Origin of the sequence: Rugamonas sp. DEMB1, assembly GCF_029834475.1 — a bacterium.
GTDB lineage: Bacteria > Pseudomonadota > Gammaproteobacteria > Burkholderiales > Burkholderiaceae_D > Rugamonas > Rugamonas rubra.
On the sequence record NZ_CP122407.1, the window covers coordinates 2,328,684 to 2,345,543 of the forward strand.

The 16,860-nt window shown below is 66.6% G+C and carries 17 protein-coding genes; 9 read left to right on the forward strand and 8 right to left on the reverse strand.

What is annotated here, in order from left to right:
* Nucleotides 1-58: 58 nt before the first annotated feature.
* Nucleotides 59-631 (forward strand): Yip1 family protein, encoded by a 573-nt coding sequence (locus QC826_RS10725; RefSeq protein ID WP_279765596.1) that lies wholly within the window; start codon nucleotides 59-61, stop codon nucleotides 629-631.
* Nucleotides 632-661: 30 nt separating this feature from the next.
* Here the strand turns inward: QC826_RS10725 and QC826_RS10730 are convergent, their stop codons facing one another.
* The 3 genes from QC826_RS10730 to QC826_RS10740 form a co-directional block, all read right to left on the reverse strand.
* Complete coding sequence (locus QC826_RS10730; RefSeq protein WP_279765597.1) at nucleotides 662-1,957, reverse strand: glycerate kinase; 1,296 nt, start codon at nucleotides 1,955-1,957, stop codon at nucleotides 662-664.
* Nucleotides 1,958-2,109: 152 nt separating this feature from the next.
* On the reverse strand, nucleotides 2,110-2,349 hold the full coding sequence (locus QC826_RS10735; protein ID WP_279765598.1) for a hypothetical protein: 240 nt from the start codon (nucleotides 2,347-2,349) through the stop codon (nucleotides 2,110-2,112).
* A 185-nt stretch (nucleotides 2,350-2,534) separates the two neighbouring features.
* Nucleotides 2,535-2,909 carry a DUF6463 family protein gene (locus tag QC826_RS10740; protein ID WP_279765599.1) on the reverse strand — a complete coding sequence of 125 codons (375 nt, stop codon included), beginning with the start codon at nucleotides 2,907-2,909 and terminating at the stop codon, nucleotides 2,535-2,537.
* Nucleotides 2,910-3,061: 152 nt separating this feature from the next.
* On the opposite strand from QC826_RS10740, the gene QC826_RS31575 reads away from it, so the two are divergent.
* Nucleotides 3,062-3,292 carry a TetR family transcriptional regulator gene (locus tag QC826_RS31575; RefSeq protein ID WP_409567793.1) on the forward strand — a complete coding sequence of 77 codons (231 nt, stop codon included), beginning with the start codon at nucleotides 3,062-3,064 and terminating at the stop codon, nucleotides 3,290-3,292.
* A complete protein-coding gene (locus QC826_RS10745; RefSeq protein ID WP_279765601.1) occupies nucleotides 3,231-3,599 on the forward strand; it encodes a hypothetical protein in 369 nt (122 codons plus the stop codon). The genes QC826_RS31575 and QC826_RS10745 overlap by 62 nt, the downstream gene beginning before the upstream one ends.
* A gap of 141 nt (nucleotides 3,600-3,740) precedes the next feature.
* Here QC826_RS10745 and QC826_RS10750 read toward each other — a convergent pair whose 3' ends face one another.
* From QC826_RS10750 to QC826_RS10760, 3 genes are all read right to left on the reverse strand, one after another.
* Nucleotides 3,741-4,259 carry a hypothetical protein gene (locus tag QC826_RS10750; protein WP_279765602.1) on the reverse strand — a complete coding sequence of 173 codons (519 nt, stop codon included), beginning with the start codon at nucleotides 4,257-4,259 and terminating at the stop codon, nucleotides 3,741-3,743.
* A gap of 19 nt (nucleotides 4,260-4,278) precedes the next feature.
* The gene (locus tag QC826_RS10755; protein ID WP_279765603.1) at nucleotides 4,279-4,674 is read right to left on the reverse strand and encodes an MAPEG family protein; all 396 of its coding nucleotides are present in this window, start codon (nucleotides 4,672-4,674) and stop codon (nucleotides 4,279-4,281) included.
* A gap of 93 nt (nucleotides 4,675-4,767) precedes the next feature.
* Nucleotides 4,768-5,727, reverse strand: coding sequence for a polysaccharide deacetylase family protein (locus QC826_RS10760; protein WP_279765604.1), 960 nt, complete (start codon nucleotides 5,725-5,727; stop codon nucleotides 4,768-4,770).
* Between the two features lie 188 nt (nucleotides 5,728-5,915).
* Between QC826_RS10760 and lplT the strand changes: the two genes are divergently transcribed.
* Together lplT and QC826_RS10770 are read left to right on the forward strand one after the other, a co-directional pair.
* A complete protein-coding gene (lplT, locus tag QC826_RS10765; protein WP_279765605.1) occupies nucleotides 5,916-7,166 on the forward strand; it encodes a lysophospholipid transporter LplT in 1,251 nt (416 codons plus the stop codon).
* 118 nt (nucleotides 7,167-7,284) lie between these two features.
* Nucleotides 7,285-7,512: a hypothetical protein gene (locus tag QC826_RS10770; RefSeq protein ID WP_093390526.1), complete on the forward strand. Its 228-nt coding sequence runs from the start codon at nucleotides 7,285-7,287 to the stop codon at nucleotides 7,510-7,512.
* On the opposite strand, the gene QC826_RS10775 is transcribed toward QC826_RS10770, so the two are convergent.
* Both QC826_RS10775 and QC826_RS10780 read right to left on the reverse strand, forming a co-directional pair.
* A complete protein-coding gene (locus QC826_RS10775) occupies nucleotides 7,505-10,141 on the reverse strand; it encodes a cation-translocating P-type ATPase (RefSeq protein WP_279765606.1) in 2,637 nt (878 codons plus the stop codon). The two genes, QC826_RS10770 and QC826_RS10775, sit on opposite strands and share 8 nt — an antisense overlap.
* Before the next feature lie 13 nt (nucleotides 10,142-10,154).
* On the reverse strand, nucleotides 10,155-11,126 hold the full coding sequence (locus tag QC826_RS10780) for a cation diffusion facilitator family transporter (protein ID WP_279765608.1): 972 nt from the start codon (nucleotides 11,124-11,126) through the stop codon (nucleotides 10,155-10,157).
* Between the two features lie 202 nt (nucleotides 11,127-11,328).
* Here QC826_RS10780 and QC826_RS10785 point away from each other — a divergent pair, with 202 nt between their 5' ends.
* The 4 genes from QC826_RS10785 (at nucleotide 11,329) to QC826_RS10800 (ending at nucleotide 16,836) form a co-directional block, all read left to right on the forward strand.
* Nucleotides 11,329-12,573 carry a voltage-gated chloride channel family protein gene (locus tag QC826_RS10785; protein WP_279765609.1) on the forward strand — a complete coding sequence of 415 codons (1,245 nt, stop codon included), beginning with the start codon at nucleotides 11,329-11,331 and terminating at the stop codon, nucleotides 12,571-12,573.
* Nucleotides 12,574-12,817: 244 nt separating this feature from the next.
* Complete coding sequence (locus QC826_RS10790) at nucleotides 12,818-13,573, forward strand: Crp/Fnr family transcriptional regulator (RefSeq protein ID WP_279765610.1); 756 nt, start codon at nucleotides 12,818-12,820, stop codon at nucleotides 13,571-13,573.
* Nucleotides 13,574-13,658: 85 nt separating this feature from the next.
* Nucleotides 13,659-15,932: a PAS domain S-box protein gene (locus tag QC826_RS10795; RefSeq protein WP_409567794.1), complete on the forward strand. Its 2,274-nt coding sequence runs from the start codon at nucleotides 13,659-13,661 to the stop codon at nucleotides 15,930-15,932.
* A 70-nt stretch (nucleotides 15,933-16,002) separates the two neighbouring features.
* Nucleotides 16,003-16,836: a response regulator gene (locus QC826_RS10800; protein WP_279765611.1), complete on the forward strand. Its 834-nt coding sequence runs from the start codon at nucleotides 16,003-16,005 to the stop codon at nucleotides 16,834-16,836.
* Nucleotides 16,837-16,860 lie beyond the last annotated feature (24 nt).

The window sequence follows — 16,860 nt, forward strand, 5'->3', positions numbered from 1 at the left end:
GCCGCATGCTTTTCCAGCCGAAATCGGACAGCCAGTCTTTCGATAAGGGATCAGCCAAATGAGTCCGCTACACATCCTCAAGCTACCGTTCTCCTCCTTGGACGGTTGGGTCAGCCTGCGCCAATCCCACCCCTCGGTGCTGGAAACCTTCTTCTTCCTGACCATGCCGTTTTCCTTGATACCGCCGGCCATGCTGATCTACGCCGGCGCCCACCACGGCGGCATCTACCCGGTCGCCGCGTCGGCGGCGCGCTGGCAGGAGGTGGCCATCGTCTTCTTCTTGATGGAGTTGTTGACGGTGCCGCTGGTGGCCTGGCTGATCAAGCTGGTGGCGTCGGCGCACCAGATCGAGGTCGGCTTCCGCGACACCTTCCTGCTGGCCGCCGTGACGGCGATCCCGATGTGGCTGTCCGCCTTCGGCCTGGCCATTCCCAGCCTGTGGCCGGGCATCGCCGTCCTCTGCCTCGGCGTGGTGCTGGGCGGCTGCCTGTTGTTCCGTGGCTGCGACAGCTTCCTGCGCACCGGCGAGGAACTGGAGGCGCAGGCGATCGCCGCCGAGGTCTTCGCCGGCGGCGCGCTGATGTGGGTGGCGCTGTGCGCCGCCGTGGTGCTGCAACTGATGAACGGCTGACGCCGCCGCTGCTTATGCCGCCGTCGAGCTCTAGGCCCGGGCCGGGCCGCCGGCCGGGTCGCCTATGAAGATGGCGCGGAAGTCGTTGACGTTGGTCAGCGTCGGCCCGGTGACGATCGAGTCGCCGAGCGCCTGGAAGAAGCCGTGGCCGTCGTTGTTGTCCAGGCTGTCCTTGGGTCGCAACCCCTGCGCCCAGGCGCGTTGCAGCGTGTCCGGCGCCAGGTAGGCGCCGGCGATTTCCTCCAGGCCGTCGACGCCGTCGGTGTCGCCGGCCAGCGCGTGGGTGGCCGCCTGGCCGTCGAGCGCCACGCCCAACGCCAGCAGGAACTCGACATTGCGGCCGCCACGGCCGTCGCCGCGCACCGTCACCGTGGTCTCGCCGCCGGACAGCAGCACGCACGGCGGCGCGAACGGCTGGCCGCGCTGCGCCACTTGGAGCGCGATGCCGGCCATGACCTTGCCGACGTCGCGCGCTTCCCCTTCGATGCTGTCGCCGAGGATGTGCGGCGTGACGCCGGCCGCGCGCGCCACCTGCGCCGCCGCCTCCAGCGCCATCTGCGGCGTGGCGATCAGCCGCGTTTCCGTGTTGGCCAGGCGGGCGTCGCCCGGCTTGACGGACTCGCCGCGTCCGCTCTCGAGCACGGCGCGGATGCGCTCCGGCAGCGCGATGCCGTAGCGCCGCACGATGGCCAGCGCGTCGTCGCAGGTGCTGGCGTCGCCGACGGTGGGGCCGGAGGCGATGTCGCCCGGCCTGTCGCCCGGCACGTCGGAAATCAACAGCGTGACCACCTTGGCCGGATGGCAGGCGGCGGCCAGCCGGCCGCCCTTGATTGCGGACAGGTGGCGCCGCACGCAGTTCATCTCGCCGATGCTGGCGCCGGACTTGAGCAGCGCGCGGTTGAGCGCCTGCTTGTCCTCCAGCGTGACGCCGGCCAGCGGCAGGGCCAGCAGGGCCGAGCCGCCACCGGAGATCAGACAGAGCACGGTGTCGTCGGCGCTCAGGCCGCCGACCAGGGCGAGGATGCGCTGCGCCGCGTCCATGCCGGCGGCGTCCGGCACCGGATGGGCCGCCTCGACGATGGTGATGCGATCGCACGGCACCTTGTAGCCGTAGCGGGTCACCACCAGGCCGGACAGCGGGCCGGGCCAGTTGTCCTCGACGGCGCGCGCCATCGCCGCCGAGGCCTTGCCGGCGCCGATGACGACCAGACGGCCGCGCGGCGGCGCCGGCAGGTGGGGCGGCACGCAATGGGCCGGCTGCGCCGCCTCGATGGCGGCGTGGAACATCGCCTGCAGCAACTGGCGCGGCGGGGTGGGAGTTGACATGTTTGCGACTCTCAAAGTTCTGTTGTTAAACGGCTAAGCAACTACCCCGCACCCCGCTCCGCCACGGTCGGGGTCTGACCCCGGACGGGGTCAGACCCCTCGCTCTTGGGGGGGGCGGGTACGGTACTCGGTTAGCGTACGCCGGCGGCGTGCTAGCGGTTGACGACCTTGCCCGGCACGCGCATCACCAGCACGGCGCCGAGGAACAGCACAGCGGAGAGTATATACAGTGCCAGGTCAGTGCTGCCAGTCTTGTCCTTGAACCAGCAAATCAGAAAGGGCTGCAGAGCCTCTTCGAGGTATGGCGGCAGAACCGGGACATTAACATCACCCGCGAGCCATACACCGAAGTCTTCGGCCTGATCTTCCTCGCCGAAGACCCCGACGGCCACGTTATCCGCGTATGCCCGTTGGATTGATGTTGACGCAGCTGGCATCGTAGTGTTTGGAATGAATTTCCCGGCCGCTTTTGGAGATCATCGTCCTGCGCGATGAGGCCGGGGCAGTCGTACAGGCGTATCGCCGATCGGGGTGAGTCGACGCCGAAGTGCCTAGTTTTTGCCGGACTACGCCATGCTCATGCGAGCCGACCATATCCAATCGCAACGAGTGCGGATGACAAGATCAGCAGCGCCCAGATCGGCGAGTAGGGAAAGACCGCCACGCCAAACAAGGCGGTGGCGGATAAATAAAAACCGATGATTTTCAGGGTCTCGAGATCCGATACCGCAGCGGCACGCATCGCCAGATGCCCGCAGACGATGATGGGCGGCCCAAACAAGGTGAACCATGCCGCAACGCGCCGGGTGTCATTGGTGGAAAAGGCACCGATAAAACCGTCCTGCAGCGCGGCGGCAAACGGTTGCCAGAAGCGGAAGACTCCCATTCCTATATGAAGAATCCCTAGAATGGTTATTCCCCACGGGACCATTGTTTTCCAATTCCATTCCATTTCATTCTCCACAGTAGGCAACACGGATGAGCGCAAGGACTGGAGGTGCGGCGCGCGGGCTTTGCCGAATGTCGTTATCCATACCCTTGAGTATGGAGGCATCGTAGCAGCAGGCTATTGATTTCGTCAATACCTTGCGGTATGGTTACGCCATGGATGAACGATTGAACCGACAAGCATGGATCGACGCGGGCCTTGGCAAGCTAGCCGAGGACGGGCCGCAGTCCCTCAAAGTGATGGGCATAGCGCAGCACCTGGGTGTGACGAAGGGGAGTTTTTACTGGCACTTTGCAGATTTACAGGCGTATAAAACCGAGGTTCGTGCGCGCGTGGGAGAGCAAGTACACGCTCGACGTGATGCAGCAGGCGAACGGCGTCGGTAGCGATGCACGGACGAGGTTGCATTTTTTGCTGGGAACGACGTTTGGGCAGAGATCGGATCTGGGCTGTGCGATCCGGGCCTGGGCGCTGACTGACGAGCATGTCGCGCAGGTGCAGAATCGCGTGGACCAGGGCCGGCTATCCTATGTAAGGGAGCTGCTGCACGAGATAGGCTGGCCGGTGGCCGACGCGGCGGCACTCGCCCAATTTTTGTATTACGCAGTCATTGGGTACTCTCACACGGGACGGCAGGCGGCTAGCGAGCGTGAGTTGGCGCTGTATCTGGCGATGTTGCTTAAGGTTCCCTAGGCCGATCTCACAAGCTCGTCTTGACAACCGTGTTGGCCGGGGGCGTCAGGCGCCAGTCGCGCATGGTTCGGGCTGCGTGAGGCGACGCGAAACCCCGATCAAGTATTTTTTTTCAGATCCAATTCAAGGAGTGAGCTGTATTTATCGGCTGGCATCTCGCTCGCGACAACTAAGCGATGCATATTGGCCGTGTGGAAAATTGGCTTTGATGCTGACGCTTTTCAATTCGGCCTGAATATCTACGTCGTTTGTCAATGTGCATTTGTTTTTTATTGCGAAATTCTCAAGATTTTTTGAGTTGCCAGATATTTTTACAGCCACACCCATCCCGGGGCTGACGCAGCACCCGATATACTTTGACATATACTCTTCTTCGATCACAATCAGTTCGTGCCCCATGAACATCGCAGGTTTTTTCAAGAGGTAATAGTCCGTATAGTCGGCTCTTTGATTCGGCTTCCTGTTGACGAAGCCTTCCTTCATGTACGATTGAATCGCCTTTCCTGAATTCCCAAGTCTCTCGGTGCTGCCTTTTTTTAACGAAAGGGAATTTGCCAATGTTTTTTCCAGATCCTGGACGTCAGATGCCGATGCCAATGTTGAAAATGATAAAAACAGGATCAAGGTAAACAGTTTGCACGCGTTAAAGTATTTTCTCATTTGTTCTTGTTTTTAAATTTTAGATCTTGATCCCAGCAAGCGAAAGAATTACACCAACAAGTGCCAGTATGAGCAGGAACAAAGTGGGTAGCATGGACATCATGAAGCCGAGCGCACGCTTTGACGGCTCGCTGACATATGCTCGCCAGTAAACATGCCGCCCAATCACGTAAAAAATTCCCATGCCCACAACCAAAGGAATAGGCCAATATTTCGCGGCCAAGAACAAGCCCGGTAAAAAGGCAATGAGAATTTCCAGGGTGTTCATTTGAACCCGATACATACGTTCAAAACCCTCGTGTCCCGTGACAGCAGGTGCCTTGAGGCCAGATTGCCTGCGTGCGTGCCCGGTCAGCACACCGAAAAAGAAGAATTGAAGTACCGCTACGACTGCGACCAACTCTACGTACTGCATCTTTCTCTCCTAACGATAATGCATTTAGTGAAACCCGTTAATACTTTTGGCTTGCTATCTTTAGAGTCAACAAGAATGTAAATTAATCTGTGTTTAAAACCCCTGCGCCTTCAGCGCCTCAATTTCCGCATCGCCATCGTCGACCAAGCGTTCGCCGCCGGGGAACATGCCCAGGCCGAGGGTACGGCCCATCGACAGCAGCAGGCTCTGGCCCGGCGCCTTGCGCTCGGGCACCAATTGGTAGACCGGATCGGCGAAGGCCGCCGCCGGGGTGGTGATGGTCCAACCCATCTGTTTAAACTGGGCGATCACGTCGTCCAGCCACAGGGCGTTGATCAGGTTGTGGTGCATCAGCATCACCTGGGCGATGTCGCGGCCCTGCAGTTGCTGCGACAGGGCGCGGTAGGCGAGGGCGCGCTGGCGCACGTGGGCCAGGTAGGCTTGCTTGATCGGCGCCAGGTCGGCCTGCGGATTTTTTGTCAGCACCTCCTGCAGCTTCTCGTCCAGGCGCCAGTCGCTGGTGTCCAGGCTGACGTAGGCGTTGCGGTAGCCTTGCTGTTGCAGGAAGGCGCGCATGCCGTCGCGCTTCTCCGGGGTGTTGCCCTCACGCAGGAAGGTGTAGCGATACCATTTCTGGTAGCCGGGCAGGGTCTTGATGATGGCGTCGCAGTCGAGGATTTCTTGCTGGTACTGCGCCAGGCTGACCTTGGCGCTGTGCAGGTCCGGATGGTTCATCGTGTGGTTGCCGATGGCGTGGCCGGCCTGGCCCCAGGCCTTGGCCAGGGCGTAGCCGGCCGGCTTGTCGGCGCCGAAACCGGCGGTGACGAACAGTGCGGCCTGCACCTTGTGCTTGGCCAAGGCGGCGAGCATGGCGTCGTTGCGCTGCTGCGGCGTCAGGCGCGGCGTGTCGGCCAGGTTGGGGCCGTCGTCGAAGGTGAAGGCGAGCGATTGCGCCAGCGCCAGCGGAGCGGCCGCCAGGCCGATGGTCAGGCCGATGCCCAGGGCGGCGGCGCGGAGGCGGCGGAGGGTTTGCTGCGCGTGTGATTTCATCATGTGCAATATTGCTCGTTTTGGAAGACCAATTATTGCACAGGAAAAATTTCCACGATGGCGAATCTTGTTTTTCAGGCAAAATTTTATACGGCGGGAACGGCCTTGGCCGTCGCCGGCGGGTCAAATTCTATCGTTCTGAGCAACTCTTATGATATAAATGCAATCTCAAAAGAGATTCGGAGACTGGTTTGAAAAAAGGCTTTTACACCATCATGGCGGCGCAGTTCTTTTCCTCGCTGGCCGACAACGCCTTGTTCATCGCCTGTGTCGGCTTTCTAACGCTGCTCAAGGCGCCTGAATGGATGACGCCGATGTTGAAGTGGTCCTTCGTCTTGTCTTATGTGTTGCTGGGCGCCTTTGTCGGCGCCTTCGCCGATTCCTTCCCAAAGGGCAAGGTCATGTTCATGACCAACCTGATTAAGATCGGCGGTTGCGCCACCATCTTCTTCCAATTGCATCCGGTGCTGGCCTACGGCATTGTCGGGCTGGGCGCGGCGGCGTATTCGCCGGCCAAGTACGGCATTTTGACCGAGCTGCTGCCGCCCGAGCAACTGGTGGCGGCCAACGGCTGGATCGAGGGCTTGACGATCAGCTCGACCATTTTCGGCGTGGTGCTGGGCGGCGCGCTGTCGGCCAACGCGGCGGTGTCGTCCTTCCTGCTGAGTTTCGACTTCCCCTTCATTAACACCAGCATCGATACGCCGGGCGAGGCGGCGCTGTGCGTGATCGTCGGTGTCTACTGTCTGGCCGCGCTGTTTAATCTGGGTATCGCCGACACCGAGGTGCGCTACGCCAAGCAGTCGACCCGCGCCGGCCAGTTGATCGCCGACTTTTGGCGTTGCAGCGGCGTGCTGTGGCGCGACAAGCTGGGCCAGTTGTCGCTGGCGGTGACGACCTTGTTCTGGGGCGCCGGCACGGCGCTGCAATACATTCTGCTGCGCTGGGGCCAGGAGACGCTGGGCCTGGGGTTGGACAAGGCGGCGTTGCTGCAGGGCGTGTTCGCCTTCGGCGTGGCCGGCGGCGCGGTGCTGGCGGCGCGCTACGTCACGCTGCGCCGTTCGCTGTCAGTGCTGTGGCTGGGTATGCTGATGGGCGGCGTGGTGATGTTGATGACGGTGGTGCACACGGCTTGGATGGCGGCGCCGCTGCTGATCGTCATCGGCGGTCTGGCCGGCTTCTTCGTGGTGCCGATGAACGCGCTGCTGCAGCATCGTGGCTACAAGCTGATGAGCGCCGGCCACTCGGTGGCGGTGCAGAACTTCAACGAGAACCTGTCGATCCTGGCGGTGATGGCCTTGTACGCGATGATGCTGCGCATGAACATCGGCCTCAACACCACCATCCTGATCTTCGGCGGCTTCGTCGCCGCCAGCATGGGGCTGATCATGCTGCGCCACGCCGCCACCAAGCCTGCCTGCAACCGCGAGCTCAATTTATAATACGACGATGGCGCCGCCAGTCCGGGGCGCCGGACCGCGCCCGCTCGCGCGCCTTGTGGCACAATGCGGCGCTGACGGCCCGGGCCGTCGCTTTCACCAATCATCAGGAATCAGCATCATGACCATATTCGCCGTACCCGTCTTCGACGCCACCGTTATCTTCAACGACAAAGAACTGTTCAAAGGCCGGGGCGCCGCCGAGGGCTGGGGCCAGAAACTGGCCAAGGAAATCGAATGCGAGACCGGCGTGCAGAAGGTCGGCACGGGCTGGGCCATCTCCGCCAACTATGAAGGCGAGGATTGTTTGTGGGGTATCCACGGCCAGCGCCTGAAGCGCATCAACTAGCTCGCTCGGCGCGCGTCAACACGCGTTTGACGGCCTCGAACCACAGCAGGTTGAGGCCGACCACGGCGGCGCCGGCCAGCAGCAGCGCGGCATCGGGACGCACGAAACCGAACAACTGGCCCAGCGCCGGCAGGCCCAGCGCGGCCGCCAGCAGCGCGCAGGTGGCCAGCGCGATGGCGCCGAAGTAGCGGCCGGCCTGGCCGCCACGGCCCCAGCCGGCGCCGCGTCCCCACACGCGGTTGGCCTGGATCAGTCCCAAATTCGACAGCACCAGCACGCTGAAGGCGAGCGCGCGCGCCACCTGGTCGCTGCCGCTGTGCCAGCGCGCCAGCGCGTACACCCCGACCAAGGTGGCCAGCAGGCCGCCGCCCTGCCACAGCCCGCGCTCCAGCACGGCGCGGTCGAACAGGCGCGCCTCGGGCGGACGCGGCGGCGCCGCCATGGCGCCGGCCTCGATCTCCTCGGCCTCGAACACCACCGAGCAGGCCGGGTCGATGATCAGCTGCAGGAACAGTATGTGCACCGGCATCAGCAGCATCGGCCAGCCGAACAGCAGCGGCAGCAGCGACAGGCCGACGATCGGCACGTGCACCGCCACCACGAAGACGATGGCCTTGCGCAGGTTGGCGAAGACGCGGCGGCCGTAGCGCACCGCCGTCACCAGCGAGGAGAAGTCGTCGGTGAGCAGCACCAGCGCGGCGGCCTCGCGCGCCACGTCGGTGCCGTGCGCGCCCATGGCCACGCCGATGTGGGCGGCTTTCAGCGCCGGGGCGTCGTTGACGCCGTCGCCGGTCATCGCCACCACCTCGCCGGCGGCGCGGAAGGCCTGCACCAGGCGCAGCTTCTGCTCCGGTTGGACGCGGCAGAACACCTGCGTGTTGGGCAGGCGGGCGCGCAGGGTGGCGTCGTCGAGGCCGGCCAGCTCGGCACCGGTCATGGCCGCGCCGTCGACCGGCAGGCCGGCCTGGCGGGCGATCGACAGCGCGGTGGCGGGGTGGTCGCCGGTGATCATCACCACGCGGATGCCGGCGGCGCGGCATTCGGCGATGGCGGCCGGCACGTCGGGGCGGATCGGGTCCTCCAGCGCGACCAGGCCGAGGAAGTCGAAATCGAAGTCGTGCTGGTTGCCGGGCAGCTCGCTGGCGCTGAAGGTGGCGCAGGCCACGCCGAGCACGCGCAGGCCGTCGCGCGCCAGCGCCTCCACCTGGGCGGCGATGGCGGCGGCGCGGGCTGCGTCCATGTGGCACAGGTCGACCACGGCCTCGGGCGCGCCCTTGGCGGCGATCATCAGCTCGCGCCGGTCGGGCGACTGCCAGACGCGCGACATGGCCAGCATCTCGCGCGACAGCGGGTAGTCGTTGACCAGCGTCCAGTCGGCGTGCAGGTGTTCGGTGTTGGCCAGCAGGCGCTGGCCGGCGTCGCCGATGGCCGACTCCATCGGGTCGTAGGCGCGGCGGTGGCTGGCCAGCACGGCGTATTCCAGCACGCCGTGCAGCTCCTCTTGCAGCGGCGCGGGGTTGCGGCCGGCGTGGCCGCCGGCTGCGGCGCCGGCAGATGCGGGGTCGGCGCCCTGTGTGGCGGCTGTGGTTGCGGCGTCGGCGGCGCAATCGTAGGCGGCCTGCTCGGACCACAGGCGGCGCACGGCCATGCGGTTGGCGGTCAGCGTGCCGGTCTTGTCGACGCACAGCACGGTGGTGGCGCCGAGCAGCTCGATCGCCGGGACGCTGCGCGCCAGGACTTTTTCACGCGACAGGCGCCAGGCGCCCAGGCCGAGGAACAGCGTCAGCACCACCGGCAGCTCCTCCGGTAGGATGGCCATCGCCAGGGTCAGGCCGGCCAGCAGGCCGTTGAGCCAGTCGCCCAGCAGCGCCCACCAGGCCAGGGCCAGCGCGGTGGCCACGGCCAGTCCGATGGCTGCGACACGGCGCACAATTTCTGCCGTTTGCAGTTGGGTCGGGGTTTGCTCGCCGCCCAGCGCGGCCAGCGACTTGCCGATCTGGCCCAGCGCGCTGCGCTCGCCGGTGGCGCTGACGCGGCCACGCCCCATGCCCTGGGTGACCAGCGTGCCGGCGTAGGCATAGACGGCGGCCGATGCCGCCAAGGTGGCGGTGGCGGTGTTGTCGTCGTCGGCGAGGGGGAGTTGTTTGGCCACCGGCAGCGATTCGCCGGTCAGCATCGATTCGTCGATGGTCAAGTTGGAGGCGTCGAGCAGGGCCATGTCGGCCGGCACGCGGTCGCCCTCGGCCAGCAGCACGATGTCGCCCTCGACCAGCTCGCGGCCGGCGATGCGCTGCGCCACGCCGTCGCGCAGCACCAGCGCGCGCGGGCTGGACAGGTCGCGCAGCGCGTCGAGCGAGCGTTCGCTGCGGCGTTGCTGGACGAAGCTGATGGCTATGACGATGAAGACGAAGCCGAGCAGCATCAGCGCCTCGGCGCGGTCGCCCAGCACCATGTAGATGCCGCCGCAGGCCACCAGCAATAGGAACATCGGCTCGGCGAGCACGCCGCGCAGCTGGCGCAGGGCGCTGCGCGGGCGCGACTGGGGTAGTTCGTTCGGGCCGTCGGCCAGCAAACGGCGCGCCGCCTCGGCCTGGCTCAGGCCTTGTTGGTCGGCTGCGTCGGGCGGCATGGCGGCCTGCCGGTCAGGCGAGCGGCGTGGGCGCCGCAGCAGCGGCCGCGCCGCCGTGGTCCAGGTCGGGCCGGCGCCACGGGTCGACGTGGGTCATCAGGTTGAGCACGCGGTGGCGCTGCAGTACGCGCTGGCGCGCCTCGACGGCGATGTCGTGGCCGGCCTCCACGGTCAGCAGGGCGTCCACCTCGATGTGGGCGTCGACCACGATCATGTCGCCCATTTTGCGGGTGCGCACGTCGTGCACGCCGCTCACGCCGGGTGTGTCGACCAGGGTGCGGCGGATCGCCTCGACCTCCTCGTCGTCGACGGCGCGGTCCATCAGGTCGTGCAGCGCGTCCCAGCTGAATTGCCAGCCCATGCGGGCGATCATGCAGCCGACTATCAGCGCGGCGATCGGGTCGAAGATCGGATAGCCGGCCAGGTTGCCGATGATGCCCAGGCCGACCACCAGCGAGGAGGCGGCGTCCGAGCGGGCGTGCCAGGCGTTGGCCACCAACATGCTCGACTTGATGCGCTTGGCCACCGCCAGCATGTAGCGGAACAGGGTCTCCTTGGCCAGCAGGGCGGCGCCGGCCACCCACAGGGCGACGGCGTGCACCTCGGGCACGCTGGCCGGGTGCTGCAGCTTGAGCACGGCCGACCACAGCATGCCGACGCCGACGGCCAGCAGCAGCAGGCCGAGCGCCAGCGAGGCGGCGGTCTCGAAGCGCTGGTGGCCGTAGGGGTGGTTCTGGTCGGCGTCCTTGCGGGCGTGGTGGCCGGCGAACAGCACGACGAAGTCGGCCACCAGGTCCGACAGCGAGTGGATGCCGTCGGCGATCAAACCCTGCGAGCGGGCGAACACGCCGACGGCGATCTGGATGGTGCTCAGCACCAGGTTGACGGCGACGCTGACCCAGGTGCTGCGGTTGGCCGCGCTGGCGCGTTCCTCGGCGCTGTGCAGGCTGTCTTCGGGGTCGTCGTGCAGGTCGTCGAATTGCATGTGTGCTGGTTCTCGTGGTGATGTGGAGGCGGGCGCTGGCCAAAGCGTAGCATAGCGGACGGCGGCGGCGCTGAACAGCGTCACGGCGCCCGGTCAATTGCCGCCGGTGAACTTTTTTGCTAGCATGGCAGCCATTGTCCGTCCGCGCGCATCGCCCGTTGTTCAGGCCTCTTCACGCTCACCCCCGCTCACCACCGGCGCCATGAACCTTCCCCGACTGCCCGAACCGCTCGCCCTGCTGCCCTATGTGGGCAAGTGGTGCCTCATCGCCGGCCTGGTCGCCGTGCTCAGCGGCAGCGCCTCGGCCTTCTTCCTGTTCGCCCTCGACCGGGCGACGGGCTACCGCGAGGCGCACGCCTGGCTGATCTGGTTGCTGCCGCTGGCCGGTTTCGCCGTCGGCTGGGTGTATTTGAAGCTGGGGCGCTCGGTCGAGGCGGGCAACAACCTGCTGATCGACGAGATCCACGACCCCAAGCGCGTGGTGCCGCTGCGCCTGGCGCCGCTGGTCTTGGCCGGCACCGTGGTTTCCCACTTGTTCGGCGCCTCGGTGGGCCGCGAGGGCACCGCCGTGCAGATGGGCGGCGCGCTGGCCGACCAGCTGACCCACGTGTTCCGCCTGCGCCACGAGGACCGCCGCATCCTGCTGATGGCCGGCATCAGCGCCGGCTTCGCCTCGGTGTTCGGCACGCCGCTGGCCGGCGCCATCTTCGGCCTGGAGGTGCTGGCCATCGGCCGGCTGCGCTACGACGCCATCTTCCCCTGCATGGTGGCGGCCATCGCCGCCGACCAGGTCGGCATGGCCTGGGGCGTGCGCCACACCCATTACGCGCTGCAGGCTGTGCCGCCGCTGACGCTGCTCAACGTGGCGGCGGTGCTGGCGGCCGGCGCGCTGTTCGGCCTGGCCGGCATGGCCTTCGCCCGGAGCACCCACGCCGCCTCGGCCTTCATGAAGCGGCGCATCGCCTACGCGCCGCTGCGCCCGCTGCTGGGCGGTTGCGTGATCGCGCTGGCGGTTTGGCTGCTCGGCACGCGCTATATCGGCCTGGGCATTCCGGTCATCGTCGAGGCCTTCGCCCGGCCGCTGGCGCCGTGGGACTGGGCCGGCAAGTTCGTCTTCACCGTCGCCTCGCTGGGCAGCGGCTTCAAGGGCGGCGAGGTCACGCCGCTGTTCTACCTCGGCGCCACCCTGGGCAACGCGCTGGCGCCGCTGCTGCACCTGCCGTTCGCGCTGCTGGCCGGGCTGGGCTTCGTCGCCGTGTTCGCCGGCGCCGCCAACACGCCGCTGGCCTCGACCATCATGGCCATCGAGTTGTTCGGCCCGCAGATCGGGCCGTTCGCCGCGCTGGCCTGCGTGGTGGCCTACCTTTTCTCCGGCCACAGCGGCATCTACCACGCCCAGCGGGTGGGGCAGGGCAAGCACCATTACCGTTCGCCGCCGGCGGATTGAGGCGTTGGGGGCTCGCGGTCAAGGTGCCGGCGGCTTCAACGCCAGCCAAGGACGACGACCCAGGGTCAGACCCTAGGGTCTGACCCTAGATTTGCGCCTGTGGGTTTCTCGGCTTGGCTGCCGGCGCTTCAGGCTGAGGCTATCGTGCGCCGTGCGCCATAGTGCTGTGTTACCCTGTACGGATGGCCATCGTTCGGCCGTCCCCGACACCCGCCTAGCTGACGACTGGAACCAGGAACCTGCCATGGCCAGTCCCAGCGACCCCAACCAAAACCACCTGCTCTCGGCCCTGCTCGACGCCGACTTCGACCGCCTGGCGCCCCATCTGGAGCCGGTGGCGATGCGTCTGGGCGACGTGCTGTACGAGTCCGGCGGCAAGCTCAGCCATGTCTACTTCCCCACCACCGCCATCGTCTCGCTGCACTATGTGCTGGAGAATGGCAGCTCGTCGGAGATCGCCGGCGTCGGCAACGAGGGCGTGTTGGGCGTGTCGCTGTTCATGGGCGGCGACAGCACGCCGAGCCGCGCCGTGGTGCAGACCGGCGGCCACGGCTACCGCATGAAGGCGCACATCCTGGTCGAGGAGTTCAACCGCGCCGGCCCGGTGATGCGCCTGCTGCTGCGCTACACCCAGGCGCTGTTGACGCAGACGGCGCAGACCGCCGTGTGCAACCGCCACCACAGCGTCGAGCAGCAGTTGTGCCGCTGGCTGCTGTTGACGTTGGACCGGCTGCCGGCCGGCGAACTGACCATGACCCAGGAACTGATCGCCAGCATGCTCGGCGTGCGCCGCGAGGGCGTCACCGAGGCGGCCGGCCGGCTGCAGGGCTACGGCTACATCAGCTACCGGCGCGGCCACATCAGCGTGATCGACCGCGCCGGCCTGGAGGCCGACGTGTGCGAATGCTACCAGGTGGTGCGCAAGGAGTTCGCCCGCCTGCTGTCGGACGTGCGCCAGCGCGGCGGACCGGCGGCGCTGGGCGCCGGCAGTCCCTTGTAACGACGGATTTTTGTACGGCGGCGCTGCCGCACCTTGTCTGGGCCGAGGTTGACGCTCTGAGTACGATTGCGCAAGGTAAGAATCTATGCATGTGGAACAGAAAACCCCGGCCGAACGGTTGCTGCTGACCGGTTTCGGCGCCACCCTGGCGACGCTGGTGCTGGTGGCCCTGCTGGTCGGCGCGATGGGCGTGGGCGGCGCGCTGGCGCCGGAGACGGCGCTGCGCGTGGCGGCCGGCACGGCGCTGGTGCTGGTGCTCGGCCTGCTCGCCCTGTACGCCCGGGTGCGCTGGATGATACGCCGCCGCGGCGCGGTGCTGTTCGGCCAGCAGCCGCTGCTCAAGGCCGACGCGCTGCAGCGCGCCATCTTCAACAGCGCCAACTTCTCCAGCATCGCCACCGACGCCCAGGGCGTGATCCAGATCTTCAACGTCGGCGCCGAGCGCATGCTGGGCTACCTGGCGGCCGAGGTGCTCAACCTGGTGACGCCGGCCGGCATCTCCGACTCCGAGGAGCTGATCGCCCGCGCCGCCGCGCTCAGCGCCGAGTTCAACACGCCGATCACGCCGGGCTTCGAGGCGCTGGTGTTCAAGGCCTCGCGCGGCATCGAGGACATCTACGAGCTGACCTACATCCGCAAGGACGGCACGCGCTTCCCGGCCATCGTCTCGGTCAGCGCGCTGCGCGACGCCGACGACAAGGTCATCGGCTACCTGCTGATCGGCACCGACAACACGGCGCGCAAGCAGGTCGAGGCCGAGACAGGCCTGCTCGACCAGCGCCTGCGCGACCAGCAGTTCTACACCCGCTCGCTGATCGAGTCGAACATCGACGCCTTGATGACGACCGACCCGCGCGGCATCATCAGCGACGTCAACCAGCAGATGGAGGCGCTGACCGGCTGCAGCCGCGACGAGTTGATCGGCGCGCCGTTCAAGGACTACTTCACCGAGCCGCAACGGGCCGAGGCGGCGATCACCCGCGTGCTGCGCGAAGGCAAGGTGACCAACTACGAGCTGACCGCGCAGGCGCGCGACGGCAAGCAGACCGTGGTGTCGTACAACGCCACCACCTTCCACGACCGCAACCGCAACCTGCAGGGCGTGTTCGCCGCCGCGCGCGACGTCACCGAGCGCAAGCAGTTCGAGCACGCGCTGCAGGAGACCAACGTCGAGCTCGAGGGCGCCCGCGCCACCGCCGAGAAGGCCAACCTGGCCAAGTCCGAATTCCTCTCGAGCATGAGCCACGAGCTGCGCACGCCGCTCAACGCGGTGCTCGGCTTCGCCCAGCTGATGGCCTCGGAGACGCCGGCGCCCAGCCTGCCGCAACAGCGCTCGCTCGACCAGATCCTCAAGGGCGGCTGGTATCTGCTGCGCCTGATCAACGAGATCCTCGACCTGGCGATGATCGAGTCGGGCAAGATCACCATGTCGCAGGAGTCGATGGCGCTGAGCGAGGTGATGGCCGACTGCAAGTCGATGATCGAGCCGCAGGCGCACAAGCGCGGCATCCAGATGGTGTTCCCGCATTTCGTCCGGCCGATGTATGTGCACGCCGACCGCACCCGGGTCAAGCAGGTGATGATCAACCTGCTGTCGAACGCCATCAAGTACAACCGCAGCGGCGGCACCGTGACGGTGGACTGTGCCGCCGCCGAGGGCGGCCGGGTGCGCGTCAACGTGCGCGACACCGGCGCCGGCCTGAGCGGGGAACAACTGGGCCAGCTGTTCCAGCCCTTCAACCGCCTGGGCCAGGAGGACAGCACCGAGGAGGGCACCGGCATCGGCCTGGTGGTGACCAAGCAGCTGGTCGAACTGATGGGCGGCGCGATCGGCGTCGACAGCGCGATCGACGTCGGCACCACCTTCTGGATCGAGCTGCAGGGCGCCGAGGCGCCTGCGCTGATCGGCGGCCACGAGCCGTCCGCCGAGGCGGCCCTGGCGCACGCCGAGACGGCGCCGCGCACCCTGCTGTACGTGGAGGACAACCCGGCCAACCTGAGCCTGGTCGAGCAGCTGATCGCCCGCCGCGCCGACCTGCGCCTGCTCACCGCCATCGACGGCCACCTGGGCATCCAGCTGGCGCGCACCTACCAGCCGGACGTGATCCTGATGGACATCAACCTGCCCGGCATCAGCGGCTACGGCTGCCTGAAGATCCTGCAGGACGACCCGAACACCAAGCACATCCCGGTGCTGGCGCTGTCGGCCAACGCGGTGCCGCGCGACATCGAGAAGGGCATCGAGGCCGGCTTCTTCCGCTACCTGACCAAGCCGATCAAGGTGCAGGAGTTCATGGACGCGCTCGACCTGGCGCTGCATTTCGCCGCCGCCAACGGCATGGTCGAGGAAGAGCATTGAACGGCGCGCACAGCGCCAACCCGGCGGCGGCGGCGACGCCGGCCGCACACGTATTCAAGGAAGCACGGCCATGATCAACGCAAGCGAACTACTCAACGCCAACATCCTGGTGGTCGACGACCAGGAGGCCAACGTCATGCTGCTCGAGCAGATGCTGCGCAACGGCGGCTACAGCCGCGTCACCACGACGATGGACCCGTTCTGCGTCGCCCGGCTGCACCGCGAGCAGCACTTCGACCTGATCCTGCTCGACCTGCAAATGCCGGGCATGGACGGCTTCGAGGTGCTGGCCGCCTTGAAGGACGTCGAGCCGGACGGCTACGTGCCGGTGCTGGTGGTCACCGCCCAGCCGGGCCACAAGCTGCGCGCGCTGCAGGCCGGCGCCAAGGACTTCGTCGGCAAGCCCTTCGAGCTGGTCGAGGTGGAGACGCGCATCCGCAACCTGCTCGAGGTGCGCCTGCTGTACCAGAAACTGGAGCGCTACAACCAGCAGTTGGAGGCCACGGTGCTGGAGCGCACCGCCGAGCTGCGCGAGAGCGAGGCGCGCTTCCAGCGCTTCACCGAGCTGTCCTCCGACTGGTACTGGGAGCAGGACGCCGAGGGCCGCCTGACGCGCTGCTCCGGCCCGGCCGCCGAGATGCTCGGCCTGGCCGGCCCGGACGACGGCGCCGGCGCCGCCGCGTTGGCCGAGGCCGGCTGGGACCCGGCCGAGCGCGCCCAGCTGGCCGCCAACCTGGCCGAGCGGCGGCCCTTCCTCGACTTCGTCTACCGCCGCACCGGCGCCGACGGCCGCACCCGCCATCTGCAGGTCAGCGGCGAGCCGATGTTCGACGCCAGCAGCCGCTTCGTCGGCTATCGCGGCATCGGCATGGACGTCAGCGCGCGCATGCGCGCCGACGCCTGAGCCGCCCGGCCGCGCCGGGCAGCC